The organism is Paenarthrobacter sp. 2TAF44, from assembly GCF_052114885.1.
Classification (GTDB): Bacteria; Actinomycetota; Actinomycetes; order Actinomycetales; family Micrococcaceae; genus Arthrobacter.
In genome coordinates, this window is record NZ_JBFRFP010000024.1 from 41,339 (window position 1) to 67,195 (window position 25,857).

The 25,857-nt window shown below is 63.7% G+C and carries 22 protein-coding genes, 1 tRNA gene and 1 other RNA gene; 14 read left to right on the forward strand and 10 right to left on the reverse strand.

The features are described 5' to 3' along the window. Positions 1 to 13: 13 nt before the first annotated feature. The 7 genes from AB4Z15_RS19980 to AB4Z15_RS20010 all read left to right on the forward strand — a co-directional run bounded on the left by AB4Z15_RS19980 (position 14) and on the right by AB4Z15_RS20010 (position 4,086). Positions 14 to 1,006, forward strand: a complete 993-nt coding sequence (locus tag AB4Z15_RS19980; RefSeq protein WP_442018660.1) for an NAD(P)-dependent oxidoreductase — start codon at positions 14 to 16, stop codon at positions 1,004 to 1,006. Beyond that, positions 1,003 to 1,773, forward strand: coding sequence for an SDR family oxidoreductase (locus tag AB4Z15_RS19985; RefSeq protein ID WP_442018661.1), 771 nt, complete (start codon positions 1,003 to 1,005; stop codon positions 1,771 to 1,773). The genes AB4Z15_RS19980 and AB4Z15_RS19985 overlap by 4 nt, the downstream gene beginning before the upstream one ends. Beyond that, positions 1,773 to 2,834, forward strand: coding sequence for an L-idonate 5-dehydrogenase (locus AB4Z15_RS19990; protein ID WP_442018662.1), 1,062 nt, complete (start codon positions 1,773 to 1,775; stop codon positions 2,832 to 2,834). Before AB4Z15_RS19985 ends, AB4Z15_RS19990 begins: the two co-directional genes overlap by 1 nt. Then, complete coding sequence (locus AB4Z15_RS19995) at positions 2,831 to 3,016, forward strand: hypothetical protein (RefSeq protein ID WP_442018663.1); 186 nt, start codon at positions 2,831 to 2,833, stop codon at positions 3,014 to 3,016. The genes AB4Z15_RS19990 and AB4Z15_RS19995 overlap by 4 nt, the downstream gene beginning before the upstream one ends. 72 nt (positions 3,017 to 3,088) lie before the next feature. Further along, positions 3,089 to 3,319, forward strand: a complete 231-nt coding sequence (locus tag AB4Z15_RS20000) for a hypothetical protein (protein WP_442004313.1) — start codon at positions 3,089 to 3,091, stop codon at positions 3,317 to 3,319. Between the two features lie 201 nt (positions 3,320 to 3,520). Further along, positions 3,521 to 3,880 (forward strand): LapA family protein, encoded by a 360-nt coding sequence (locus AB4Z15_RS20005; protein ID WP_442018664.1) that lies wholly within the window; start codon positions 3,521 to 3,523, stop codon positions 3,878 to 3,880. Then, positions 3,877 to 4,086: a hypothetical protein gene (locus AB4Z15_RS20010; RefSeq protein ID WP_442018665.1), complete on the forward strand. Its 210-nt coding sequence runs from the start codon at positions 3,877 to 3,879 to the stop codon at positions 4,084 to 4,086. Before AB4Z15_RS20005 ends, AB4Z15_RS20010 begins: the two co-directional genes overlap by 4 nt. 103 nt (positions 4,087 to 4,189) lie before the next feature. On the opposite strand, the gene AB4Z15_RS20015 is transcribed toward AB4Z15_RS20010, so the two are convergent. Together AB4Z15_RS20015 and AB4Z15_RS20020 are read right to left on the reverse strand one after the other, a co-directional pair. Beyond that, complete coding sequence (locus tag AB4Z15_RS20015) at positions 4,190 to 4,489, reverse strand: DUF4193 domain-containing protein (RefSeq protein WP_216921958.1); 300 nt, start codon at positions 4,487 to 4,489, stop codon at positions 4,190 to 4,192. Between the two features lie 157 nt (positions 4,490 to 4,646). After that, positions 4,647 to 7,139 (reverse strand): beta-glucosidase, encoded by a 2,493-nt coding sequence (locus AB4Z15_RS20020; protein WP_442018666.1) that lies wholly within the window; start codon positions 7,137 to 7,139, stop codon positions 4,647 to 4,649. Positions 7,140 to 7,280: 141 nt separating this feature from the next. Here AB4Z15_RS20020 and AB4Z15_RS20025 point away from each other — a divergent pair, with 141 nt between their 5' ends. Next, complete coding sequence (locus AB4Z15_RS20025; protein WP_442018667.1) at positions 7,281 to 7,880, forward strand: TetR/AcrR family transcriptional regulator; 600 nt, start codon at positions 7,281 to 7,283, stop codon at positions 7,878 to 7,880. Between the two features lie 91 nt (positions 7,881 to 7,971). Here AB4Z15_RS20025 and AB4Z15_RS20030 read toward each other — a convergent pair whose 3' ends face one another. Next, positions 7,972 to 9,318: an aspartate kinase gene (locus tag AB4Z15_RS20030; protein ID WP_442018668.1), complete on the reverse strand. Its 1,347-nt coding sequence runs from the start codon at positions 9,316 to 9,318 to the stop codon at positions 7,972 to 7,974. A gap of 206 nt (positions 9,319 to 9,524) precedes the next feature. Here AB4Z15_RS20030 and AB4Z15_RS20035 point away from each other — a divergent pair, with 206 nt between their 5' ends. Next, complete coding sequence (locus AB4Z15_RS20035) at positions 9,525 to 10,646, forward strand: hypothetical protein (RefSeq protein ID WP_442004319.1); 1,122 nt, start codon at positions 9,525 to 9,527, stop codon at positions 10,644 to 10,646. Here AB4Z15_RS20035 and recR read toward each other — a convergent pair. From recR to ffs, 3 genes are all read right to left on the reverse strand, one after another. Beyond that, on the reverse strand, positions 10,600 to 11,199 hold the full coding sequence (gene recR, locus AB4Z15_RS20040; RefSeq protein ID WP_216921891.1) for a recombination mediator RecR: 600 nt from the start codon (positions 11,197 to 11,199) through the stop codon (positions 10,600 to 10,602). The genes AB4Z15_RS20035 and recR overlap by 47 nt on opposite strands. Before the next feature lie 33 nt (positions 11,200 to 11,232). Next, positions 11,233 to 14,607 (reverse strand): DNA polymerase III subunit gamma and tau, encoded by a 3,375-nt coding sequence (locus tag AB4Z15_RS20045; protein WP_442018669.1) that lies wholly within the window; start codon positions 14,605 to 14,607, stop codon positions 11,233 to 11,235. Between the two features lie 34 nt (positions 14,608 to 14,641). Beyond that, positions 14,642 to 14,738, reverse strand: an RNA gene (gene ffs, locus AB4Z15_RS20050) — signal recognition particle sRNA small type. Positions 14,739 to 14,968: 230 nt separating this feature from the next. Here ffs and AB4Z15_RS20055 point away from each other — a divergent pair. Further along, positions 14,969 to 15,457: a hypothetical protein gene (locus AB4Z15_RS20055; RefSeq protein ID WP_431118127.1), complete on the forward strand. Its 489-nt coding sequence runs from the start codon at positions 14,969 to 14,971 to the stop codon at positions 15,455 to 15,457. A 14-nt stretch (positions 15,458 to 15,471) separates the two neighbouring features. On the opposite strand, the gene AB4Z15_RS20060 is transcribed toward AB4Z15_RS20055, so the two are convergent. Beyond that, entirely contained in the window at positions 15,472 to 15,795 is a 324-nt protein-coding gene (locus tag AB4Z15_RS20060; RefSeq protein WP_442018670.1) for a hypothetical protein, read from the reverse strand. 303 nt (positions 15,796 to 16,098) lie between these two features. Between AB4Z15_RS20060 and AB4Z15_RS20065 the strand changes: the two genes are divergently transcribed. Then, positions 16,099 to 16,183 (forward strand) — tRNA-Ser (locus AB4Z15_RS20065). 179 nt (positions 16,184 to 16,362) lie between these two features. Here AB4Z15_RS20065 and AB4Z15_RS20070 read toward each other — a convergent pair. After that, positions 16,363 to 17,292, reverse strand: a complete 930-nt coding sequence (locus tag AB4Z15_RS20070; RefSeq protein ID WP_442018671.1) for a LysR substrate-binding domain-containing protein — start codon at positions 17,290 to 17,292, stop codon at positions 16,363 to 16,365. A gap of 123 nt (positions 17,293 to 17,415) precedes the next feature. Here AB4Z15_RS20070 and AB4Z15_RS20075 point away from each other — a divergent pair, with 123 nt between their 5' ends. Beyond that, positions 17,416 to 20,877 carry a bifunctional proline dehydrogenase/L-glutamate gamma-semialdehyde dehydrogenase gene (locus AB4Z15_RS20075; protein ID WP_442018672.1) on the forward strand — a complete coding sequence of 1,154 codons (3,462 nt, stop codon included), beginning with the start codon at positions 17,416 to 17,418 and terminating at the stop codon, positions 20,875 to 20,877. Between the two features lie 186 nt (positions 20,878 to 21,063). On the opposite strand, the gene AB4Z15_RS20080 is transcribed toward AB4Z15_RS20075, so the two are convergent. Beyond that, the gene (locus AB4Z15_RS20080; protein WP_442018673.1) at positions 21,064 to 21,987 is read right to left on the reverse strand and encodes an oxygenase MpaB family protein; all 924 of its coding nucleotides are present in this window, start codon (positions 21,985 to 21,987) and stop codon (positions 21,064 to 21,066) included. Positions 21,988 to 22,079: 92 nt separating this feature from the next. Further along, positions 22,080 to 23,519 carry an MFS transporter gene (locus AB4Z15_RS20085; protein ID WP_442018674.1) on the reverse strand — a complete coding sequence of 480 codons (1,440 nt, stop codon included), beginning with the start codon at positions 23,517 to 23,519 and terminating at the stop codon, positions 22,080 to 22,082. A gap of 96 nt (positions 23,520 to 23,615) precedes the next feature. On the opposite strand from AB4Z15_RS20085, the gene AB4Z15_RS20090 reads away from it, so the two are divergent. Both AB4Z15_RS20090 and AB4Z15_RS20095 read left to right on the forward strand, forming a co-directional pair. After that, entirely contained in the window at positions 23,616 to 23,993 is a 378-nt protein-coding gene (locus AB4Z15_RS20090; protein ID WP_442004331.1) for a MarR family transcriptional regulator, read from the forward strand. Between the two features lie 197 nt (positions 23,994 to 24,190). Further along, the gene (locus AB4Z15_RS20095; protein WP_442018675.1) at positions 24,191 to 25,762 is read left to right on the forward strand and encodes a M23 family metallopeptidase; all 1,572 of its coding nucleotides are present in this window, start codon (positions 24,191 to 24,193) and stop codon (positions 25,760 to 25,762) included. Positions 25,763 to 25,857: the final 95 nt, after the last annotated feature.

Genomic DNA, 25,857 nt, shown 5'->3' on the forward strand with positions numbered 1-25,857 from the left:
ACCAAGGTTGATTTTGACACAAGATAACAATCCCCGGGTCTTCGATCCGCCTGGCAGCGGCCTACCTCGCAGCGTTGGGTTCGTCGGGCTCGGCCTGATGGGCTCGCGCATGGCAGCAAACCTGCTCCACGCCGGCTGGTCCGTCACAGGATGGAACCGGTCAGCGGCCGCTCTCGACGATCTCGTTCGTTGGGGCGGTGCGCGGGCCACGACGATTGCAGAACTACGGGACCAGCCGCTCATTATTTTCATGCTTCCCGATTTGCCCTTCATTGAGGAATCCGCCGCTGGTCTTCTGGCTGAATGGAGGCAAGAGCCGCCTCGACCCGGAACGTTGGTCGTAGTCATGAGCAGCGTCTCGCCAACTGCGGTTCTGCGGTTCGGCGCAACTGTCAGCGAGGCCAGCAATGGCAATGCGGTAGTCCTTGACGCCCCAGTCAGTGGCGGGACGGAAGGCGCCGAGCGTGGAACCCTGGCCATTATGGCCGGCGGTCCTGTTGAGCATTACGAACGGCTTCGTCCGGCGCTCGAGACCATGGGAACCACGGTGCGGCGTCTTGGGGAACTGGGGGCGGGCTCGCTCGCCAAGGCCTGTAACCAGCTGATCGTCGGGACCACGACGGCGGCACTCGCCGAGGCCGCGGAACTTGCCGAACGATCGGGCATGGATGTGGAGGCCCTCTTCGAGGTGTTGGCCGGGGGTTTGGCCGGCAGCCGGGTGTTGGAGTTTGTGGGTCCCCGGCTGGCCTCGAAGGACTACAGGCCGACCGGGCCAGCGAAGTTCATGCATAAGGATTTGGCCTTTGTCCTTCAGAGCGCGTCCAAGTCAGGAACAGACATGCCCATGGCATCGGCTGCCCGGAAACTCTACGCGGACCTCACTGATCAGGGTCTCGGCGACCTTGACTTGGCTGTCGTGAGACAAACGATCGCAAACCTCAGTGACCTCCACCTCACCGTACCGGCCATAGAGACCGCACCGACTATTGAGCAGGATTCTTTATGAGTGGATTGTTTGATCTGAGTGGGCGTGTGGCGTTGGTGACGGGTTCGAGCCGGGGGATTGGCAACGCCCTGGCCCGGGGCCTCGCCGACGCCGGAGCAACTGTAGTTCTCAACGGGATCACCACGGGACGGCTTGAAGCGGCCCATCAGGCTATGGCTGCTGACTATCCTGCGGGAAGGGTCCACAGCCGGGCGTTTGATGTGACGGATGCGGCTTCAGCCGCTGATGGCGTGGCGTGGATTGAGGCCAACGTTGGCCCGTTGGACATCCTGGTCAACAACGCAGGTATCCAGCACCGTGTTCCCATGCTTGAGTTGGATGTGAAGGACTGGGACAGGGTGATCAGCACGGATTTGACCAGCGCGTTCCTGGTGGGCCGGGAAGCGGCGCGGCATATGATTCCCCGGGGCCGGGGGAAGATCATCAATATCTGCTCGGTCCAGACGGACCTTGCCCGGCCGACGATTGCCCCGTATGTGGCGGCGAAGGGCGGGCTGCGTAACCTGACCCGGGCGATGACGGCTGAGTGGGCGGCGTCGGGGTTGCAGATCAACGGCATCGCCCCGGGGTACATCCATACGGAAATGACGCAGAACCTGGTCGATGATGAGGCGTTTAATTCCTGGATCCTGGGCCGGACACCTGCCCATCGGTGGGGGACGGTCGCTGACCTGGCCGGGCCTGTTGTGTGGCTGGCGTCCCAGGGGTCCAATTTCGTCAATGGCCAGACGATCTTCGTTGATGGCGGAATGACGGTGGTGGTCTGATGGGCATCACCCTCCCGGCCTCCGGCCCCGCGGTCGTCGCCCATGGCAAAGGTGACTTGCGGATCGAAGACATCCCGCTGAAGGCGCCGGCGCCGGATGAGTCGATCGTGGAGATCGCCTACGGCGGGATCTGCGGTTCAGACCTGCATTATTGGCTGCATGGTGCTGCCGGGGAGTCCATCCTGAAGGCCTCGATGGTCCTGGGCCATGAAATTGTCGGCGTCGTCATCGAGCAGGCAGCCGATGGCAGCGGCCCCGAACCTGGCACCCGTGTGGCCGTGCACCCCGCAACCCCCGCCCCGGGCGGGGCACGCTACCCCGAAGAGCGGCCCAACCTCTCCCCGGGCTGCACGTACCTGGGCAGCGCGGCACGCTACCCGCACACCGACGGCGCTTTCAGCCGCTACGCCACCCTTCCCTCGCGGATGCTCCGTGCCCTGCCGGAAACCCTGGATCTGCGGACCGCGGCGTTGGTGGAACCGGCCAGCGTGGCCTGGCATGCCGTCGCCCGGGCCGGTGACGTCGCGGGAAAGACTGCCATGGTGATCGGCAGCGGCCCGATCGGTGCCCTCGCTGTCGCTGTCCTCAAGCGCGCCGGCGCTGCCCGGATCGTCGCCGTAGATATGCATGACAAGCCCTTGGAGATCGCACGGGCCGTGGGTGCCGATGCCGTCTTGAAGGGCGACGACGCCGAGGCCATCGCGGCTGTGGAGGCCGACGTCGTTATCGAGTCCTCCGGCAGCCACCACGGCCTTGCCTCGGCCATCAAGGGAGCCACCCGCGGCGGGAAAGTAGTCATGGTGGGGCTGCTGCCCTCCGGGCCGCAGCCGGTCTTCATCTCCCTGGCCATTACCCGTGAGCTGGAACTGCTGGGATCCTTCCGGTTCAACAACGAAATCGATGACGTCATCGCAGCGTTGGCCGACGGATCCTTGTTCGTGGACCCCGTGATAACGCACGAGTTCGACCTCGCCCACGGCCTCGAGGCATTCAAAGTAGCCAGGAACTCAGCCGAGTCCGGCAAAGTCCTGCTGAACTTCAGTTCCAAGGGGAGCATATGAACGATCCTGAGCGCGGGATCGCCGTCATGGGTGTCTCCGGAAGCGGAAAAATACCCCACATTGCGGTTCCTTTGGAATCGCCGCTGACCGCCCCCGTGGAATCCGTTCTGGGCGCGTTGGCAGCCCTGGCCCGGCCCCTTCCGGCCCCAAACGCTCGCGCCTTTTCCGGCCCGCGGGCGTAAAATTGGCGTACTGGTACGGCATACGCCGTCCTACCGCTTTTTCTCTCTCCAGTTGAAAGGAGGTGGAAGAACATGGGACGCAAGTTGGAAACCTTTCAGCACGTGACCGAGCGGCTGCAGTCCGTCTTCGGACCGGCAACCCATGGGGATACGGATGCCCCTGTTGTGCATAAACACGACGACTTCGAAACGGCTTCCGAGGAAGACTTGAAGAATTTCGAGGTTGAGACCGATTCGGAGGGTCATCACTACGCTGTCCGGAGGAACGATTCAGGACCAACTTCAACCGACTACACCGTGTGATCGCCAGTAACCATGAGTAACTGTGACCGACAGTAACAACGGCACCCAAATACCGAAGGACCGGACCGCGAACTCCGGTCCTTCCTTATTCCGATCCAGCCTTGCCCTGCCACTGTTGAGCCACTTATAAGCATGCTTATTATATGAGTGCACGGACAAGTGATGAGCACGCATACGTTCTGGGAAATGAGGGGGCTGTCAATGAGCGCTCAAGATGATGCCGCAATGGCCCGGGGAGGCTCTGGACGGGCGGACCACACACAGCCAAGGGTGGCACCGGCCAGTTCCCGGCCCACGCGAACAGCAGCGATCTGGGTGGCTGTAGCTGTGGGCCTCGTGGTGCTGGTCCTGTTGATCGTCTTCTTCGTCCAGAACCAGGACATGGTCACCGTCCGGTTCTTTGGATTGGAAGGGGCCCTCGCCCTCGGCACCACGCTGTTCATCGCAGCCGTTGGAGGAGGCGTGCTGGTGGCGCTTGCCGGCGGTGCCCGGATTCTTCAACTCAGGGTCAGCAACCATCGGCGCCAGAAGATGATCGGCGGACAGGGAGGCGGGCTATGACGGACACTCCGCTGGAGGACGACAAGTCGCCGGGCCGGCCAGCTCCAGAGGATGGCAGCGAGGCCGCCGGCCTCCTCGGGGACGCTCTTTCCCCGGTGGTCGCACCTGAATACACCGACGAGGAGCGACTGTCGGAGCCAGATAAGTCCGAGCCCGATAAGTCCCAGCCCGACAAGGACGGCACAGAGGAAGCGGGCGACAAGTAGTTAATTGCGGAAGGACCGGAGCATCGCGCTCCGGTCCTTCCGCAATTAATCCCGACGGCGGCACTCCCTGACGATTCATGTTCCGCCGGGGTGGTGGTCGTCTTTAGCCTTCGCAGTCAGTGCAGTAGGCGACGCCATCCTTTTCGCGGGCAATCTGCGAACGGTGGCGGACCAGGAAGCATGAGTTACAAGTGAACTCGTCGTTTGCCTGGGGGATGACCTGGATGATGAGTTCTTCAGCGACGATTTCGCCGCCGGGACCGTTGGCGTCCAGGCCGTCAGTTTCGTCGAGTTCAAGAACGACGCTCTTCGCCGTGGGGGCGCTGGCGGACTGGAGCGCCTGGAGGGACTGCTCCTGGTTCTCTTTTACATCGGTACGGAGTTCGTCGTAGTCGGCTGCCACTTTTTGATGCCTCTTCGTGTTAGGGGGTTACCGGGTATGCAACGTACAGCATGCCATGAAAATTCCATACCATACCCCAGATTCGGCGCTTGTGGCGAAAACCACGTCCGTGGCGGCCCAAAAAAGGCCGCCACGCCGCGCCAATTGCCCTCTATTATTACCGCACCTCAATGTCCAGAGTCTGGAAGGTGTCCGCAACATGGCGACCCACCAGCAGCCGGAAGCCTCCACGCTCAAACTGCCAGCCGCCGTCGTAATGCGCAAAAGCCTTTGCCGGAATGCGGACTTCAACGCTGTCAGTCCCCGCTGGAGCAAGGTGCGTTCCCGCGTAGCCTGCCAGCCAACGGACCGGACGTTCCACAGCGGAATCGGTGCGCTCAAGGTAGACCTGAACCACTTCACGTCCCGTACGCGTGCCGGTGTTCTTCACCGGGACGTGCACAACCACGTCCTTGCCGGCCTGAACCGACTGTGGCGCGTGTGCGCTGCCGAATTCGAAAGTCGTATACCCGAGTCCGAAGCCGAAAGGCAGCGCCGGAGCACGGCCGCCGGTGCCCTGCTGCTTGAGCCACGCCCGGTAGCCCACATGAATTCCCTCGGAGTAGACCACTTTGCCGTCCACGGGAGTGGTGTTCAGGACCGGGACATCTTCAAGGGCTGCCGGCCACGTTGTAGGGAGCCGACCGCCAGGTTCCTCGGCGCCAAGCAGGATGTCTGCAATCGCGCTGCCGAACTCCTGTCCACCGAACCAGCCCAGCAGCACGGCATTTACCTTCCCAAGCCACGGCATCACCACAGGTGAACCGGAGTTCACAACCACCACCGTGCGTGGGTTGACTGCGGCGACAGCCTCAACGAGTTCGTTCTGGAACCCGGGGAGGTCCAGGTCCTTACGGTCAAAGCCCTCGGATTCGATGGCTGCATTGGTTCCGACCACCACCACAGCTACATCGGAAGCACGGGCGGCTTCCACCGCGGCGTCGATCTCCGCCTGGGGATCTGCCACTACCGTTTCTTCTCCCAGCAGGATTGCCGTGAACGGGATGATCTGTTCCTTGGGCAGGCGGTATTCGGCTTCGATTCGCACGCTCTGGCCGGCCGCGGCCTCGATTGCGTGAACAGTCTTGGGCGGATCGAAGAGTGCAGCACCCAGGACGTCGGTGTCGTCCTGGATCTCGTCGTTGAAGACTTCGGCTCCATCCAATGAGAGACGGATGTGCCCCACTGTGCCCACTCCGAGGTGGTGGACATCTGCCGAATCGGCTGTCCAATCGGTTTCCATCCGAATGATGGCAGCGCCTTCCGGGATGCCGATTCCGAACCAGATCAAATGTGAGGCGAGGCGGTCTTCGCCCGAAATCTCTGTGCCGTCCTCCGCGAGGAACGTCACGCGGATCCCCGGGACGTTGGAGACCGGATTGCGCAGGGAATTCCGGGGGAATGCCTGAAGGCCCTCGGCCACCTTGGCGCCGCGCGCGTAGGTGACACGGACGCCGTCGGGCAGTGCATTACGCAGGCCCTCCAGTGGCGAGACGGTGTACTTGGGCATCACCGTGGCGCTTCCGCCGCCTTGCGTCCGGGCCTCTGCCGCATTGTGGCCAATCACCGCTACGCTGTTCAGCGTGGTGGCGTCCAGGGGCAGGATGCCGCCTTCGTTGCGGACCAGCACGGCGCCGCGGACGGCAACTTCACGCGCGACGGCGGCCCCGTCCAGTTTCGCGGGGAGCCCGGTGACCGCGGGCTCGAAGCCTTCGAGGGAGCCGACGCGGGCAGCGAGTCGCAGGATACGGGTGACCTTTTCCAAGATGGCCTCCCGGCTGACTCGGCCATCCTTGACGGCGGCCAGAAGCTTGGGTCCCCAATGGCCTACGGGCCCTGGCATTTCCAGATCCTGGTGGGCGTTTGCGGCATCAACGGAACGCACTCCCGTCCAGTCCGAAACCACCACGCCATCGAAGCCCCATTCCGTGGAGAGCGGGGTTTCCAGCAGCTTGTTTTCGCTCGCCGTGGTGCCATTGATGGAGTTGTAGGAGCTCATGACCAGCCAAGCTCGCGCTTCCGTAATGGCGTCTTCAAACGCTGCCAGATAGAGCTCGCGCAGCGGGCGTTCGTCCACTACAGAGTCGGAAGTGAAGCGTTCAGTCTCGGCCTCGTTGGCCAGATAGTGCTTGGGAGTCGCTCCTACGCCCATGGACTGCACTCCGGCGACGTACCCGGCGGCCATGGTTGCCGTGAGCCGCGGATCCTCGCTCATGCATTCGAAATGACGGCCACCCAGTGGTGAACGATGAAGGTTGATGGTGGGTCCGAGTACGGCGTGGACGCCCTTGCGGCGAGCCTCCTGGCCGAGAACCTGCCCGTAGCGGCGAGCCGTTTCCACGCTCCACGTGGCGGAGAGGGCGGACGAGGACGGGAGGGAGATTGAGTCGTGGCGTTCGTCGAAGTCTTCGCCACGGACGCCGGCCGGTCCATCCGACAGGACGACGCGACTGAGCCCAATTTCAGGGATGGCGCGGGTGGACCAGACATCGGCTCCCGTCAGTAGTTGGATCTGCTGCTCCAGGGACAGGCTCTGTGCGAGTTCCCGGATGCGATCTTCGGCATCGGGCACGCCTGTTGCCAGGACTGCTTGTGAGAGTGAGGGGTTCATGTACTTGACTCCTGATGAACTCAATGACCCACCGTCGGGTCTTATCAGGAGACTTTAGCGACAAAAATCTAGTGTGACTAGGTTTTTGGGGAAATAAATCTAGGGCGACTCGATTTTTGATGGGTGAAATAGACTGACTCAATGTCTACTTCCAAGGCCCGCGGTCAATATGCGAAGGGCGCGGAACGCCGCGAACAAATCATCCAGACGGCTACGGACGTCTTTGCGACCGAAGGATTCGAAGGGACTGCGCTCAAGCGCGTCGCGGAACTCGTTGGGGTCAAGGAAGCCACCCTTTTCCACTACTTCAAGGGCAAGCAGGAACTCCTCACCGCAGTCCTGGCAGAGCGCGACCGACGGGCCATGGCTGTGGCAGGCCAGGAGGAGGTGGGCCTTAGCCTCATGCCGCCGATCGCCGAGCGGAACCAGCATGAGCCGGGGCTGACCACGCTGTACGCCGTCGCATCCGCCACAGCCAATGATCCCGGCCATGACTCCCACGGATACTTCAAAGAGCGGTACGAAAACGTGGTGCAGGGAATCAGCGAGGACATTGCCCGACGCCAGCAGACCGGTGAAGTCCGGGGCGACGTCGACGCGGGCATGCTGTCCAGATTGGTTGTCGCGGCGTTCGATGGCCTGCAGTTGCAGTGGCTCTATGACAAAGACGTGGACATGGCGGAGGGACTAAGGCAGCTCATCGACGTCCTGCTGGCTCCGGCGGAGCGTATCAAAGGCTGACGAAGGAAGGACCGGGGCGCTTGCCCCGGTCCTTCCTGGTAAACCTCGACGGCGGTACTCGCCATCGTCTGGTTCGTTTACCGCTGTGACCCTAGCGGCCGGTGCCGCCGTAGACGGTAGCTTCAGCATCGCCGTCGAGCTCGAATGCAGCGTGGATGGCGCGGACGGCGTCATCCAGGGCATCTGCGCTCGTGACCACCGAGATGCGGATTTCCGAGGTGGAGATCATGTCGATGTTGATGCCGGCGTCGGAGAGGGCCTTGAAGAACGTTGCCGAAACGCCGGGGTGTGAACGCATTCCCGCGCCGATCAGGGACAGCTTGCCAACGTGCTCGTTGTATTCGATGCTCTCGAAGCCGATCTGGCCTTCAGCTGCGCGCAGGGCGGCCAAAGCATCGGCGCCTTCCACGATTGGGAGCGTGAACGAGATGTCGGTGCGGCCCGTGCCGTGGGTGGACACGTTCTGCACGATCATGTCGATGTTCGAGTGCGCGTCCGCGATCACCTGGAAGATCGCAGCGGCCTTGCCCGGAATGTCCGGCACGCCTACAACGGTGACCTTGGCTTCGGACCGGTCGTGTGCAACGCCGGAGATGATTGGCTGCTCCAAGGCAACTCCCTCTTGAATCGTGAACTTTTCATCGGCGCCCGGGATGACCCACGTGCCTTCGTGCTGGCTGAATGACGAACGGACGTGCAGGGGCACGCCAAAGCGGCGGGCGTACTCCACGCACCGCAGATGCAGAATCTTGGCGCCGGAAGCAGCGAGTTCCAGCATTTCCTCGCTGGAGATGCGGTCGATCTTCTGGGCCGAGGACACAACACGGGGATCGGCGGTGTAGATGCCATCCACGTCGGTGTAGATCTCGCAGACGTCGGCTTCGAGCGCTGCAGCCAAAGCAACGGCCGTAGTGTCCGAGCCGCCACGTCCCAGGGTGGTGATCTCGTTGGTGCTGCGGCTCATGCCCTGGAAGCCCGCCACGATCGCAATGTGCCCCTTGTCCAGGGCGGTGCGGATGCGGTGGGGGTCGACGTCAATAATGCGGGCCTTGCCGTGGATACCGTCGGTAATCATGCCTGCCTGGGAGCCCGTGAAGGACTGGGCGGAGGCGCCAAACTTGTTGATGGCCATGGCAAGCAGTGCCATGGAAATTCGCTCACCGGCGGATAGGAGCATGTCCATTTCGCGGGCAGGAGCGGAGTCCGTGACCTGGCCTGCGAGGTCCAGGAGTTCGTCTGTGGTGTCTCCCATGGCGGAAACAACAACCACAACCTCGTTGCCGGCCTTCTGCGCATCCACAACACGCTGAGCGACCCGCTTGATACCATCAGCATCGGCAACCGAGGAACCGCCGAACTTCTGAACGATCAGCTGCTTGGTAATGGCAGCTCCGTCGGAGAGCTCTTCGGTCTTCACTTCGGTAGTGGGCATAGTCATGCGCGCACCCTCACTGCATCAATAGGGTTCGAACGCGGCATGCCAAACTCCAAATTCCAAATTTGAGCACGCCTGCGTAGCTTATTCGGCCAGTTTATCGCCGTGGTGTGTCCCCACAGGAATTGTGACCACATGGCGGCCGCGCAGGCAGTTTCGGGAGCAGGTTACCGGGCGTACGATCCCTTTTATGAGCATTGCGTGGTGCCATGGCCTGGGTTCCTGAGGACCCGGACGATCCCGGGCCAGCGCGGAGCGATTCGGAATACGAAGTGATCGGCGGCGGCGTGATCGACGACCGGTTTCCGCGGCGTGACGGGACCGCGAGTGAACACAGGCTAAACCATCAGCCTGGGATCGCCGACATTCTTGGAGCCGCTGTGCGGGAGGCTTGGGATGACTGCCGCACGTCCTTGCGATCGTGGTGGTTCTGGTTGGCCTCCGCGTCCGCGCTGATTCTCGCCTGGGCGATGGCCGCAGCTGTGGTGGCCTTCGGCGAAGCCAACGGATGGTTTGAATCGAGCCTGCCAAGCGCCACGTACATGCTGATGGCCGGACTTATGGCAGTCGTTTCTGCTCTCCTCGGGGCAGTCTGGGGCTTCCGTCAAAGAGCTCGAACATTCTTTGGCGTGCTGTTCGCCGGACTCTTCCGCGGGGCGGTCTTCGCCGTGCCGTCCGGCATCACGTTGCTGGTGGTGGGGGTGGCCGTCGGCGGGCCGATCGCATTGGCGGGTGCCGGCGTCGTGGTTGTTGTCCTTGAAGTTGTGCTCTTTGGACTCATAGGCGCTGGTGCTCGCGCATGCTCGGCCCAAACCGCGGCAGGTGTTGCCCTGGCTGCGGCGCTGGTGGCGTTCTTGTGCCTGGGCAATGTAGCAGCCACCATCGCGCTGCTCCCCGGGACGGCGGTGATGGACCAAGCGTCAGTGCCCATCAACGTGGAGCGGGACGACGCCGGACGGATCACAGCATACGAGTGCGTGGGAGGTCTCCGCCCCGTGGAAGTCGCGCATACAGAGCGGGTTGCCTGGCTGGCAGCGTCCAACCCGATTCTGCTCTTCGGTAGCATCGCCGCCGAGGCGCTCCCCAGGGAGCATGAACTGGCATGGGTGTTGTCCGGCTTGCAGTGGGCTGCCGATGGACCGAGCCGTGATGTTCCGTGTATCGGAGGGAAATCAAGTGATCAGCTTGCGCCACCGGTGCCCGTCGCCGTCACCGGCCTCATGATTCAGGCAGCGGTGGCTGCGTTGGTGCTGCTGCCGGGCCGCTGGTTGTCGTCACGCCGCCTTACGTCAGTGCGTTCCGGCGGCCCTCAAACGCCCGGCCAAGCGTAACTTCGTCGGCGTATTCAAGGTCCCCTCCCACCGGCAGTCCGGAAGCCAACCGCGTGACGGTGATCCCGATCGATTTGAGCATGCGGGCCAAATAGGTAGCAGTGGCCTCGCCCTCAAGGTTGGGATCCGTAGCGATGATGATTTCCTGGATAGCGCCGTCGTTGAGGCGTGTGAGGAGTTCGCGGATCCGCAACTGCTCGGGGCCAATGCCCGCGATGGGATTGATGGCTCCGCCCAGCACGTGATACCGGCCACGGAATGAGCGGGTGCGCTCTACAGCAAGAACGTCCTTGGATTCCTCAACCACGCAAATGACCGACGGATCCCGCCTCGGATCGCGACAAATGTTGCACATTTCCTGCTCGGTGACGTTGCCGCACACAGTGCAGAACTTGACCCGTTCCTTCACCGTAGTGATGGCCGTAACGAGCCGTTTCATGTCCTCGGGATCGGCCTCAAGGATGTGGAACGCCAGGCGCTGTGCCGATTTCGGGCCCACACCGGGAAGCCGGCCGAGCTCGTCAATCAGCTCTTGAACTGCACCTTCGTACAAAATGTCCTCGTTTGTTTGGTATCAATGCTGTCATCAGCGGGGTTGCAGGGGAGAACCATCCAAGGCGCGCTCTTCGATCAGCTTTCCGCCCAGAATACGCTCCACGGCAGCCCGCCCAAAGACCCTCGATTCCTCGATCGTCTCGTCCTCCGGGCTGGGGATGTCCTCAGGTGCCGGCTCCGGCCTGGCCTGGGTCCGCACGGGCGCCTGCACCCGTCCGGCTTGGGCTTCAGGACTGTTGGTCAAGCGCTGGTAAAGGCTCTGGCGACCCGAAGGACCGCTCGACGGCGCGCCCTCCTCAAGCGTCGCAACGGAGACACTGGCGTGTTGGGTTTCCGTAGCTGTGATGGGCCATGCGGCAGGCGCTTGGGTCGCCTGGGCAGGTATGGTGCCGGGCCAGCTCGACGCCGGAGCGACATCCCAGCCCGACGAGCCGTTTTGCTCCGCTTTGGTCAGGTGGCCATACGTCGGGGTTGCTGCGTCAGCCGTGTTCGCTGGGACCTGCGCCGCCGTTGCTTGCGCCGCTGGGGCTTGCCTGTCCGCCGGGGCCTGCCAGTCCGGGGCTTGCGCCGTGGCCGGTTCGTAGTGGGGGGTGCTCGACCCATCCGCATCGGCCTCGACCACAGCCGTTGGCTTGGTGCCTACGTTGGAGTCGGTCCCGACCACCCACGTGCCCGGCGCTTGTTCTACTGCCCGGGACCAGGGGTCGTGGGAAGCGGTCGCTTCTGAGGTTTTGACAGCTGTAGTGACCGGCGATGCGGGGCTGTGCTGAGCGGGGGTGTTTTGCCCTGGGGTTGGGTGGTCAGGGGTTCGGCGGTCAGCGGTTGCCTGCGATGAGGCTGACGGAGCCGGACGTTCCGAGGAAGCCGGTGCCTGAGCGGTGTTCGGACCGGAAAAAGCGGGTGATGGTTCCCAATCCATTGGCGGTTCTTCGTCCAACGGTGGTGCATCTTCGTCGAGCGGAGGACCCCAATCCTCGTCAGGGTAGGAGTAATCTCCGGTCGGATCCCGCTCAGGCTCCGGCGCGGGCACTGGCGTCTCTGGAGCTGTAGGTGCTTGTGCGGCCAGCTGCGCAGGTTCTGGCGTCGCCAGCTGGGCAGGCTCTGACGCTGCAGTGGAGGCCGCAATTTCCCCATGCGGCGCGGCCGGCGCCGAGGCAGCGGCGGGTGCCGGCGCCGTGCGTCGGTCTCGAGCAGGCGCAGCTGCAACTGATGCCACTGGTTCAGGCGTGGCCGGAACAGGCGGTGCTGCGTCAGGGCCAGCGGGTGCCAAGCCCCAGGCAGAGTCGACCGATGACACAGGGCTTGGGGCCGGGACTGGCACTGCCGGCACTGGGACGGCTGGAGCTGGGCCTGCTGACGCTGGGACGGCTGGAGCTGGGCCTGCTGACGCCGGGACAGCTGGCGCTGGGCTTGGGGCCGGCGCTGCCGAGAGTGATGCTGATGGTGATGTCGACGGTGCTGTGGTGCCAGGTGACGCCGGAAGATCCCGGCTAGTAGGTGCTTTTGGGTTTGGCTCAGAGCTCGCTGAGCTGTTGCCGCCAGCCACTGCGACGATCTGGCAGTCGATGCCGATGGTCTTGTGGATTGCCTGGCGAAGGTTCTCGGCGTGATCCGCGCGCCCAAAGGCACCGGCGAGCCCGGCCGTGGTGAAGGCGAGTGTCAGCACCTGGCCGTCGAACTGTGCCACCTGGGCATTCGGTTCAACCAAGGCCCATGTGCTGCGCTTGATCTTGGTCAGCGTCTGCAGGACTTCGGGCCAGGCGCGACGGAGGGCTTCGACGTCTCCACCAGCGGCTGGCGCTGGCCGGGACGCCGGGGCTGGCTGCGAAGCTGGTGCGGTCTGCGAGGCGGGTGCAGTCTGCGGAGCCGGTTGTGGTGCGGCGGGAGGGGCCGTCGCAGCGGGTGGCTTCGGCGAAGGAGCAGTCTGGACAGGACGCTGCGCAGCCGTGGACTCGTCCACGGGCCAGTCGTTGGTCGAGACGCGCGGAGCGGAGAGTGGCTCCCGCGACACGGGCGCAGACGACGTGTCCGGCACAGCTACAGGTGCTTGAACTGATGCAGGTGCAGGTGCAGGTGCAGGTGCCTGAACTGGTGCAGATGCTGGCGCCACCGTCGGGACCGATACAGCTGCCGCCGGCGCTTGCGCGGGAGCGGACTGGGCAACGGGGGCAACCGCCGGTGAAGAAGCCGCGGCGGAAGGCGTGCCGGAAGCGGCGGCCGGGATCCCGGCGTCGCCAGCGTAATTCAGGCGACGCTCCACGCGGTCGATCCGGGCGGCAATGCCTCGTTCTGTTTCCTCGGAGCTGGGCAGCAGGATCCGCGCGCAGAGAAGTTCCAAGTGCAGGCGCGGCGAGGTGGCTCCGGTCATTTCCGTGAGCGCCGTGTTGGTGACGTCCGCAGCGCGGGAAAGCTCCGCAGCGCCCAGATTCGTGGCCTGGTTGCGCATCCGGGCAATTTGGTCCTCGGGCACGCCACGGAGGATCGCCTGTGCGCTCTCAGGCATTGCCTGGACGATGATGAGGTCCCGGAAGCGTTCCAGCAGGTCTTCCACGAAGCGCCGGGGATCGTGCCCGGTCTGGATCACGCGGTCAACGGCACGGAAGACAGTTGCGGAATCGGCTGCTGCGACGGCGTCCACGACGTCGTCCAGCAAGGAAGCGTGCGTGTAGCCGAGAAGCGCGACGGCGAGCTCGTAGTCCAGGCCGTTGGGTCCCGCGCCTGCCATGAGCTGATCCAGCACGGACAAGGTATCGCGGACGGAACCGCCGCCAGCCCGGATGACGAGCGAAAGCACGCCCGGAGCCACGGGAACGTTCTCCTGATGGCAGAGCAGCTCAAGGTACTTCATGAGTGGCTCGGGCGGCACCAAGCGGAAGGGATAGTGGTGGGTGCGCGAGCGGATGGTGCCGATGACTTTGTCCGGCTCCGTGGTGGCAAAGATGAACTTGATGTGTTCCGGCGGCTCTTCGACGATCTTCAGGAGGGCGTTGAAACCAGCCGACGTGACCATGTGGGCTTCGTCGATGATGAAGATCTTGTAGCGGTCCCGCACCGGGGCGAAAGTCGCGCGCTCGCGGAGATCGCGGGCGTCGTCCACGCCACCATGGCTGGCTGCGTCAATCTCAATAACGTCCAGGGAGCCGGAGCCGCCGCGAGCGAGTTCGATGCAGCTGGGGCATTTGCCGCAGGGGGTGTCGGTGGGTCCCTCGGCGCAGTTAAGGCAACGGGCCAGAATGCGCGCGGAGGTGGTCTTGCCGCAGCCGCGGGGGCCGGAGAAGAGGTACGCGTGGTTCACGCGGTTCTTCCGCAGGGCCGTCATCAGGGGCTCGGTGACGTGTTCCTGCCCGATAACGTCCGCGAAAGAGTCCGGGCGATACCTTCGATACAGGGCAGTTGTAACAGTCACAAGTGAAACCTACCTATAGGGACTGACATTTTAAATAAGAGACCCCTCATGCACCCGCCAGAGCCCATCTACCCTTGCTACCTTCCGGTCCTGGGGGAGTTCAACAGGATGACGCCACATGAGGGGCCGTCGACAAGCTTACCTGAACTTGGTTATTGGTTCGAATCGGCACAAAGGGCTGTGGAAAACGCTCGACGGCGGCTGGTTGGCGCCCACATTTTGTCGGGGCTGGGTGGTAAACCTCGCACTACTTGAGATGTTCATTTGAGAGGGCAAGGCTATGGGGCTGCATGGGTAGCGGTGACTGGGTCGATCCAGTTGGGTGTTGTCAGTTGTCAACAGGGTGGGCTATGCTGAAACCATGACCACGGAGCAGCCATTCGAAGTACGTCTCCGCCTCGGGGAACTTTCAGAGCAGGTTGAAGACTTGCTCGTGGAACAACTCGACGCGATAGTTTCCCGCTTGGCCGACGTTCCGTACGTGACTTTTCTCCAAGATGCCCCCAGTGGTACAGAGGCTGCACGCCGCCTTGTTTCCCGGGTCCATGATCTCGGAGGGAAGGTTCAGTCCGTCGATTTCGACTACGTCACCCGGAGTGAAATTGCTGAACGGCTGGGTGCAACCAGGCAGGCTGTCGCCCTCTGGGTCGCTGGCGACCGGAAGGCCGGCTTTCCATTCCCTCGCCCAGCCATCCAAGCTGGAGTTTCGCTATGGTGCTGGTCCGACGTCGTGGACTGGGCCACCGTTTCTAACCATGCCGTTGGCGAGGGAGTGAGGCTGCTGTCAGCCGATGAGATCGCAGTAATCAATGGTGAGTTGGCTGCAGGGCGAATGCCCATTTTCGCCTGACGCGCACTTATGGATCACCGCCACCCCCTCACCGGCCACGTCATGAAAGCCGGTTCCTCGTAGGGGTGAGCCGTGCGCAGCGCCAGCACAACGGCGTCGAGCACGTCCTCCTCAACCACGCACTCAACCCGGGTTTCCGGCACCTGCTCGCTGGTTCCGACGTCGCCGATGAACGGCTGTGCGCCCGGCAGGGGAGTGAAGTGACCGGTACCCGGTGACGTAAACGAGCAATGCGAGTAGTCGCCGATCCGTCCTGCGCCGGCGTCCCCGATTGCCTTGAGGACGGCTGGGGTGTGGGTCTCGGGAACGTAAACAACCAGGGCGTGGAGCTGCGTCATGGGAACATCCTGTCAGCAACTTCGGCTACAAAGCGGCTAACACCATTGCATATCTGCGGGACACAGCGGACCATGGGTATGTACACCGATTGGGGCAATCTCAAGATTGTGAGCTGCGGGGCCTGGGGGCGAGGGGCCGGACCCGGCAGCTCAACGGTGATACCGCAAGAATGGGCGCGTTGGGGGCGTCCATTTTTCCGTTAAGGCGGGGTTTTGGCCGACGCACCTGGAGGCCTCGCCGGGCCGATTACACGATGCCGAAATTCTCAGGTACAGTAGTATCTGCTTTCGATTCGGAAGCAAGGAGAATTCGCCTAGCGGCCTATGGCGCACGCCTGGAACGCGTGTTGGGTTAACGCCCTCGGGGGTTCAAATCCCCCATTCTCCGCGTTTGGCCCCGGTCCCCAGGACCGGGGCCTTTTGCGTTCCTGCTACCTACGTTGACTCCTGCCCGCGACCCGGACTGGGGACACCCATATCCGGGCGTCGCCAGTGTGTTTCGAAGGCGTGGGCGAATTTGCGCGTCGCCAACGGACGGCCGGCGCTGCGGAAGTGAGCTGGCTACTGCTACCCCGCGTCCGCCTGCTGCCCTGCGTCAACTTGCTGCGCAGCGGCCACCCGCTCCAGTACTTCCCTGCACGCAAGAATCGCGGGGTGGATCCGCCCGGCCGTCCTTGTGGACGTGAAGACAGTCCGCGTTGGCAGGCTGGGGAGGTCCAGCAGCTGGACGGGGCGCGTCCGGCCTGTCCAGACGAGGTCCGGCATGAGGGCAACGGCGTTTCCGGATTCAATGAGCCGGATCTGTGCTTGAAGGTCGGCCGTTTCGTATCTGACGTCCGGTTCGAAGCCAGCGGATCGGCAGGCCTGCTCAGCCCAGTGCCGGGAGGCGGCGCCACGGGGCTCCATGACCCAGGGCATGTCAGCGGTGTCGGCCAGTGAGGCAACAAGTTCCCCGCCCAGTCCTACCGGGGGAGTGGCCAACCGGATGGCGTCACTGGTCAGCGTTGCCCGGTCCAGCCCCGGGTGATGCGGCGCGGCGTGCCCGGGATATTGCTCCGCCACCACGATGTCGAAGTCGCGTGCCCAGGTTTCGTAAAGGGCCGTCTCGGGTTCGCGCTGGGTCATTTCCACGCGCACTTCCGGATACTCCTGGCGCATGATGCTGAGGAAGTCAGGCAGCAACGCAAGGGCGGCCGACTGGAACACGGCCAGCCGGACCGTGCCCGTGACTGTGGACAGCGACGCGGCCAGTTCGGTCTCTGCGCGTTCCAGTGTCTCCAGGAGGGCGGCGGTGTGTGCAACCAGGATCTCCGCTTGAGGCGTCAGCTGCACCCGGCGGCCGGCTTTGCGAAGCAGTTCGACGCCTGCTTCCTTCTCCAGCAGGGTCAGTTGCTGGGAAACGGAAGAGGGGCTGTACTGCATGGCATCGGCCACCTCAGCGAGCGTTCCGCGGATCTTCAATTCGTGCAGCAAACGCAGCCTGCGGACGTCCAGCAAGGCGGCCTCCAAAGGTTCGGGATGGGTAATGAATATTCGTCAGAAAAGATCGCTTTTCCTAACGTGATTGTAGATCCATACTGATGGAAACAAACAAACTTCTCCGTCCCAGAAGGAGCCCCCATGACCAGCACCCTCCCGGTTGCCGCCGCCCCGCGCACCCAGGATTCCGGGCAGTTCGATGCACTGGCACAGGAAGCCATCGCGTTGGTCCGCCACTGGCTTACCGAAGCCAGCAAGATTCCCGTGGACGTGTCCGCCCAGCGCCTCGCCGGCGTCTTGAAGGACCCGAATGGCCTTGACTTCACGGTCGGATTCGTCGACGGCGTCATCCGCCCTGAGGATCTGTCGGTCGCTGGCCGCAAGCTCGCCGAGCTGGCCCCGAAGGTGCCCAAGTTCCTGCCCTGGTACATGCGCAGCGCTGTCCGTGTAGGTGGCGTGATGGCTCCGATCCTCCCGCACGTGGTCATTCCGATTGCGCGCCGCGTGCTCCGCGAGATGGTGGGCCACCTGATCGTGGACGCCACGGACGCGAAGCTGGGTCCGGCCATCGCAAAGATCCGCCAGGACGGCGTGCACCTGAACGTGAACCTCCTCGGCGAGGCAGTCCTCGGTGAGCACGAAGCCCAGCGCCGCCTGGATGGCACGCTGAAGCTCCTTGCCCGCGATGACGTTGACTACGTCTCCATCAAGGAATCCTCCACCGTGGCGCCTCACTCCCCGTGGGCCTTTGACGAAGCCGTCGATCACGTGGTGGAGAAGCTCACCCCGCTGTACCGACTGGCTGCGTCCTTCCCCAAGCCCAAGTTCATCAACCTGGACATGGAGGAGTACAAGGACCTCAGCATGACCATTGCCGTGTTCAAGCGGATCCTGGACATGCCGGAATTCAAGAACCTCGAGGCCGGTATCGTGCTCCAGGCGTACCTCCCGGATGCGCTCGGTGCCATGCAGGAACTGCAGGAGTGGGCCTCTGCCCGCCGTGCCCAAGGCGGCGCTCCCATCAAGGTCCGCGTCGTCAAGGGCGCCAACCTGCCCATGGAACAGGTGGAAGCTTCCCTGCACGACTGGCCGGTGGCTACCTGGGGCAGCAAGCAGGACTCGGACACCAGCTACAAGAACGTCATCAACTACGCACTCACGCCGGAGCACATCGACGCCGTCCGCATCGGCGTCGCAGGCCACAACCTGTTCGACGTCGCCTTCGCCTGGCTGCTCGCCAAGGAACGTGGCGTCACCCAGGGAATTGAGTTCGAAATGCTCCTGGGCATGGCAACCGGCCAGGCCACGGCTGTCCGCAAGGACGTCGGCAGCCTGCTGCTCTACACACCGGTGGTCCACCCGGGCGAGTTCGACGTCGCCATCGCGTACCTGATCCGCCGCCTCGAAGAAGGCGCGAGCCAGGAAAACTTCATGAGCGCAGTCTTCGAACTCAGTGAAAACGAAGCCCTGTTCAAGCGCGAGCAGCAGCGCTTCCTGAACTCCCTGGCCGGCATGACCGACGAGGTTCCGGGCCCCAACCGCAAGCAGGACCGCCGCCTGCCAGCCGAACCGGCCCCGTTGGAGGGCTTCCGCAACACTCCGGACACGGACCCCGCGCTCCCGGCAAACCGCGCCTGGGGCCGCGAGATCCTCAAGCGCATTCCCGGCTCCACCGCCGGCAACAAGATCGTGGAATCCACCAAGGTCTCCGACGCCGCCCAGCTGGACCAGATCATCGCCACCGCCGTGGACCACGGCAAGGCCTGGGGCGCCCGCCCGGCAGCCGAACGCGCCGCAATCCTGCACCGCGCCGGTGACGTCCTTGAGGCCCGCCGCGCAGAACTCCTGGAGGTCATGGCCTCCGAGACCGGCAAGACCATCGACCAAGGCGATCCGGAAGTCAGCGAAGCAATCGACTTCGCGCACTACTACGCCGAGCGCGCCAAGGACCTGGAAAAGGTCGACGGCGCCACCTTCGTCCCAGCGAACCTCACCGTGGTAACCCCGCCGTGGAACTTCCCGGTGGCGATCCCTGCAGGCTCGACGCTCGCAGCGCTCGCCTCAGGTTCCGCCGTCGTGATTAAGCCCGCAAAGCAGGCCCGCCGCTCCGGTTCCGTCATGGTGGATGCGCTCTGGGAAGCCGGTGTGCCGCGTGAAGTGCTGGCGCTCGTGCAGCTCGAAGAGCGTGAACTCGGCACTCAACTGGTCTCGCACCCGAGCGTCGACCGTGTCATCCTCACCGGCGGCTACGAAACCGCTGAGCTGTTCCGCTCGTTCCGCCAGGACCTGCCGCTGCTCGCGGAGACGTCGGGCAAGAACGCCATCATCGTGACCCCGAGTGCTGACCTGGACCTGGCCGCGAAGGACGTCGTGTACTCCGCCTTCGGCCACGCAGGCCAGAAGTGCTCGGCAGCCTCGCTGGTGATCCTCGTGGGCTCGGTCGCGAAGAGCGCGCGTTTCCATAACCAGCTGATTGACGCCGCCCGCTCGCTGACTGTCGGCTACCCGGAGAACGCCACCTCGCAGATGGGGCCGATCATTGAGCCGGCCAACGGCAAGCTCCTGAACGCCCTGACCACACTCGGCGAAGGCGAAAGCTGGGCCATCAAGCCTGAGCGCCTGGACGAGACAGGCCGCCTGTGGTCCCCGGGCATCCGTTCGGGCGTCAAGCGTGGCTCCTACTTCCACCTGACCGAGTTCTTCGGCCCGGTCCTGGGTGTTATGAATGCTGAGACCCTCGAGGAAGCCATCGCCATCCAGAACGAGATCGAGTACGGCCTCACCGCTGGCCTGCACTCCCTGGACTCCGCTGAAATGGGCGTCTGGCTGGACACCATCCAGGCCGGAAACCTGTACGTCAACCGCGGCATCACCGGTGCGATCGTCCAGCGCCAGCCGTTCGGTGGATGGAAGAAGTCGGCCGTTGGCGCCGGAACCAAGGCTGGCGGACCGAACTACCTCATCGGCCTGGGCAGCTGGCTCCCCGCCGAAGCCAAGGCCAAGCGCGGCACCGTACTTCAGGGTGCTGCCGCCCAGATTCTCTCCGCTGCAAAGTCCGCGGACGTGACGGCCGGGGAACTCCAGACCCTCCAGCAGTCACTCTTCAGCGACGCCGCCGCCTGGGAATCCGAGTTCGGCACCCGCAAGGACGTCTCCGCACTGTCCGCAGAGCGCAACGTGTTCCGCTACCGCCCGATCCCGGTCACGGTCCGCCTGTCCGAAGGCGAGAGGCTCGCTGAGCTGCTCCGGGTCGTAGCAGCCGGTGCAGTGGCCGGTTCGGCGCTCAAGGTGAGCTCCGCCGTCGTGCTTCCCGACGCTGTGGTGAATGTGTTCGCGAACGTGGGCGTCAGCGTCCGGATCGAGGACGACGCCGCATGGCTGGCTCGTGCAGCAAAGTTCGACGCCGGCCGGATCCGCCTGATTGGCGGCGACTTTGCCGCGCTGAGCGCAGCCATGGGTGGCCGCCCGGATGTTGCCGTCTACCACGGTGAAGTGACGCAGGCCGGCCGCATCGAGATGCTCCCGTTCCTCCGTGAGCAGGCCGTGTCCATTACGGCCCACCGCTTCGGTACCCCGAACCACCTCTCGGATCACCTGATCTAAGGCCTGGCCACGAAGGCCGGGTAGGACGGATTCGTTCCGACCTGCCCGGCCTTCGTTGTTGTCGATTGATCAGGCCCTACGTCCACCACCCACTTTGGCTGGGTTTGAGCCCGACACACCAGGAATTGCGGCGCGGTCAAATGCCTACGGATTCAAAGTGGGTGGTGGCGGTACAGGCCAGGACCATCAGGCCTCCGCATATCCCAGCCTCTGCAGCCGCCGTCGCGCTGCGAGTTCGCTTGGACCATGTGAACCAAGGGCCAGCCGGACCATGCCCAGAACAATGCGACCGGTGGTGATGGCAGGCAAGGGGATTGGACCCAGTCGCGCGGGTCGCAGGCCCAGCATGTCCCGGTACTTGGGTTCAAGGCTTGCGACGGCGGCAGCGAACAGTATCCGGTATCCCGGCAGAAGGAGTGGGCTCAAGGGCGGGCGGCGTATAAAGGCAATGGTTTCCGCCAGCCGGTCATCCGAGCGCAAGATCCCGGAGGCGTACCAGGCTTCCAGTTCCTGGCGCACCTGGGCTTCGGTGAGCGGCGGGTCCTCCACGCCCATGAGCCGGCCGGCCTGCGCCCACTCGCGGACGTAGGCATCCGGGCTGCCGGGTATCGGATGGCCCCAGATGCGGTTGGCAGTAAGGAAGGAATCCGCGTAGGTGACATGGACCCAGCGGAGCAGTTCGGGATCATTGGCGGCGTAGGGGCGGTACGCTCCGGTGCCGTCCACGTAGCTTCCCCGGACGTGCTCGTGGATTTTCCGGACACGGTACGTTGCTGCCTCAGCAGCTTCCTTGGAGCCGTACGTGACCGTGAAAATCCAGCGCACGGTACTGGCCAGCCGGCCCAGAGGATCTTCTTTGAAGCCGGAGTGCTCGTAAACACCCGCAAGCGCGCCGGGATGCAGGGACTGCATCAGCAGGACCCTGATTCCGGCGACGATAGTGGCCATGGAGCCATGCACCGCCCAGACGGCCGAGCCCGGAAGGTGATATCCGGCGTCGTTCCCTTCTGCGAGGCGCGGCACCCACTCGGGTGGCGTTCCGGCCGTTCCCGTGAAAGTGCGTTGAAGTTCGTACCTGTACTCGGTGAGGTAATTCCTCATGCATCCCATGAGACCGCTCTTCGCGGAACCTGTACAGAGCAATTTGTGTACAGCTCCTGCCCTGCGGAGGCGGTCGAAAGGGCAGGAGCCGTGCACAAAACCTAGGAGCGAATCCGGCGCCTTGACGGTGCAGCTGCCACCAGCAGCGCTGCAATGGCGACGGCGGCACTCAGGATGAGGCCCGGGCGGTACTGTTCCAGCATGGCTTGGGCGCTGACGGTTCCAGCCGCCTGTCCGTGGCCGCTCACCAAAGCGGTGGTGACTGCCAGGACCAGTGCTGCCCCCACTTGGGTGCTGGTCTGGATCAAACCGGCAGCCAGGCCTTGCTCAGAGTCCTTGATGCCCGTGGTGGCCTGGACATTGATGGACGGGAAGGCCAGAGCGAATCCGATGCCCAGCAGGATCACCGAGGGCAGGATGTCCAAGGCGTAGTTGGGCGTGGTACCCACCCGGAGGAACAGGACGTAGCCCAATCCAAGCGCCGTGAGGCCTGTGAGGATCAGTTGGGTGGCACCGAATTTCTCGATCAGCCGGTCAGCAAAAGGTGCACTCGTGGCCACCAGCAGTCCAGCGGGCAGCAGAGCCAAAGCCATGCCCAAAGGCGTCCAACCGAGCACCGACTGCAGGAACATGGTGACGATGAACTGGAAACTCAGGTAGGAACCGAAAAGCCCCACTGCACTGAGGTTGGCCCGGGCTACCCAGCCTTCCTTAAGGATGCCGAAGCGGATCAGCGGGTGCTTGACCTTGTTCTCGATCACCGCGAAGGCCGCAAGGACCGCCGCAGATACTGCGAATCCGGCGATAGTTGCCACAGATCCCCAGCCCTGCTCCGGCGCTGAAACCAGCGTATAGACGAGGCCGAGCATGCCCAGCGCGAGCGTCACGGCACCCCAGATGTCATGCCCGCTGTTTTCTGCGGACGGCTTGTCTTTCGGAATGAATTTCATGCCCAGCAGGACAACAGCGACGGCGATCGGCACGGAAACCAGGAACGTCCACCGCCAGCTCAGGCTGGTCATCAGCCCGCCGACCACCAGGCCCAACGAGAAGCCGCTGGCGCCGAACGTGGTGAAGATGGATAGAGCCTTGTTGCGCTCGCGGCCCTCGGCGAAGTTAGTGGTGATGATCGAGAAACCTGTTGGCGCGGTGAACGCTGCCGCGAGGCCCTTAACGAACCGGGTGGCGATCAGGATCGCGGGATCATCCACGAGGCCACCGAGGAGTGAGGCTGCGGCGAACACCGCCAAGGCGATGAGGAATATGCGACGGCGGCCCAGCAGGTCCGCGAGTCGGCCGCCCAGGAGCAGGAGGCTTCCGTAACCCAGGACGTAGGCGGAGACGATCCACTGGAGGGAATCGGTTCCGAGGTTGAGTTCATGTCCGATGGAAGGCAGGGCCACGCCAACCATGGAAACATCCAGCCCGTCCAGGGCGAGGACGGTGCAGACAACCATCAGCAACAGCCACTGGGCGCGCGTCCAACGTACGGCTGCAACCACGGTCTCGGCAGATCTTTGAAGGGTGGTGGGTGATGTCATGCCACCAAGCTATATGACACGTCATTGAATGACAAGGAATATGACGCAGAATATTATGACGTGGATTCTAATGGCGGAATGGACTAGGATCGGGTCATGGCAACGACGCGTGACCGCCAGCTTGTTGAGCAGTGGCGAAGCATTCAGGACTCCTACTTCCGCACCGCAGGAGCCATTGACCGCGCCTTGGAAGCCAAGTTCGATATCGGGTTGAACGAGTTCGAAATCCTGGACCTCGTGGCAGAAAGCACTGACGCCGCTTGCCGCATGAAGTCTTTGGGGGAGCGCACCCCCATGACCCAAAGCGCCGTGTCCAAGGTGGTGGACAGGCTGGAAAAAGCAGGGCTGGTCTCCCGCCAAACGTGCGCCGATGATCGTCGCTCCCTGTTTCTTGAACTCACAGAAGCCGGCCGCGCGCTGCACGAATCCGCCGCCGTGGAACACCGTGCACTGCTCAAGGAAAACCTCGGCTAAGGCGTCCTCCCCGAATCTCAAGATCCCTTGAGCAAAAACTGAGGAAACCCTGCGCTTCACTGGGGCCGGAAAGCCTTTATTTTCATTTTGATTCCCGCAACAATGGTGCTTGCACGCCAGGCTGGGGTTTGGTGCCGCTGGCTTTGGGGAGTGTTCTTGTGGGCAAGCATAGTGAATCTTACCGATATGTAGACTTGGTGCGCACCGACGTTTTTCGTCGCATGCTCATCGCCGGAATCCTGGCAGCCGTAGCCTTTTTCGCTTTTGGTTTCCAACCCCTGAATTCCGTCTCTACCGGCTCCGTGGATGGTTCTGTGGCGCAAGGCGTCGTTGGACCTTTCTCGCTTGGCAGCCTAGTGCCGCCAGAAGCCGAAACAACAGTGATCGACACCATGCCTGAGCCGCCGGCCCAAGAGGCTGGCACGCCCATGGTCTACTTCGACCGCGCACTTGTCCGGACAGTGGCCAAGGACGGATCCTCCGGCCTGACCGTCGCTTCGTCAGGTTTGTCGCGTCCACCGGCCGGCAGCCTTTACGCGCCGCTGGAAGTCCTCAATCCGAGTTCTCCGTACGGCTACCGCTACAGTCCGTTGACCGGACTTCCCGGCGAGTTCCACTGGGGCCAGGATTACGCTGCGGCATGCGGCACACGGGTCTACGCCGCCGACGCCGGAGTGGTCAAGGCCGTCGGCTGGCACCCTTGGGGTGGAGGCAACCGTGTTGAGATTGAACACGGCAACGGCCTGGTCACCACGTACAACCACCTTCAAGGGATTGGTGTTACCCAAGGCCAGTCCGTGCGAGTCGGAGAAGTCATCGCCGAGGTAGGGACCACAGGGTGGTCCACTGGTTGCCACTTGCACTTTGAGACGATCGTAAACGGCCTGCACACCAACCCCAATGGCTGGATCTACCTGCCGCTCCGGCAGATCGATCCGCTGCAGAACATCACCATGGTGAACTACCAGCCTGGAGTTGGAACAGGCGTCTCTGCCTCGCCGCAGTGGGCCGTGCCGGTGTCAGACAGCAGCAACCGGGCCGTCATAGGTGGCGACCACGAAGAGAGCGTTGCTCCGCCGGTGATCACACAGCCGGGCACTTCGGGCACGACGCCGCCTGTCACGCAGGCGCCGCCGGCTACCTCGCCGCCCACGCAGGCTGTCACACCGACTCCGACGGCCACGGCAACGGCAACCCCGACAGGGACGGCAACGCCTACGCCAACGGCTACAGCGACACCAACCGCGACGGCAGCGCCAAGCCCGACGGCGACTTCCACACCGACGCCCACGGCGACATCCACCACAGCGACGCCTGGCACGACGACGCCTGGTACGACAACACCTGGCACAACGACTACTGTGCCCAGCACGTCGCCGGTGGCTCCCAGCACCGCCACCTCGCCCGCCGTCGTCGAGCCCGTGGCGCCGGTTGCTCCCGCAGCGCCCGTGAATCCGGCCCCTGCTCCAGTAGCCCCTGCGCCCGCACCGGTAGCTGTTGCACCAGCCCCCGTGGTAGTTGCGCCAGCGCCGGTAGTTGTAGCACCGGCACCCGTGGTGGTTGCTCCCGCCCCGGCCGTGGTCACTCAAACCGTGGCGCCCGTGGCTCCCGTGCCGGCGGCCCCCGTGCCCAGCCCCGCGGCAGTGCTTCCGTCAACGCCTCCGGCAGTGGTTCTTCCGCCTGGATACATCCTCATTGGCCCGGACAAGGTCCAGCGGCCGGACGGCGTGATCGTGCCGTTGTCTTCGCTCATCCTTCCCGCGTCATAAGCCAGCGAGCGTAGGTACCCCTAGGTTTCATGGCTGCGGCAGCTCCCGTAAGCTCGATGGCGGCAATCCCGCCAGACGACGTCGTCAGGAAGCAA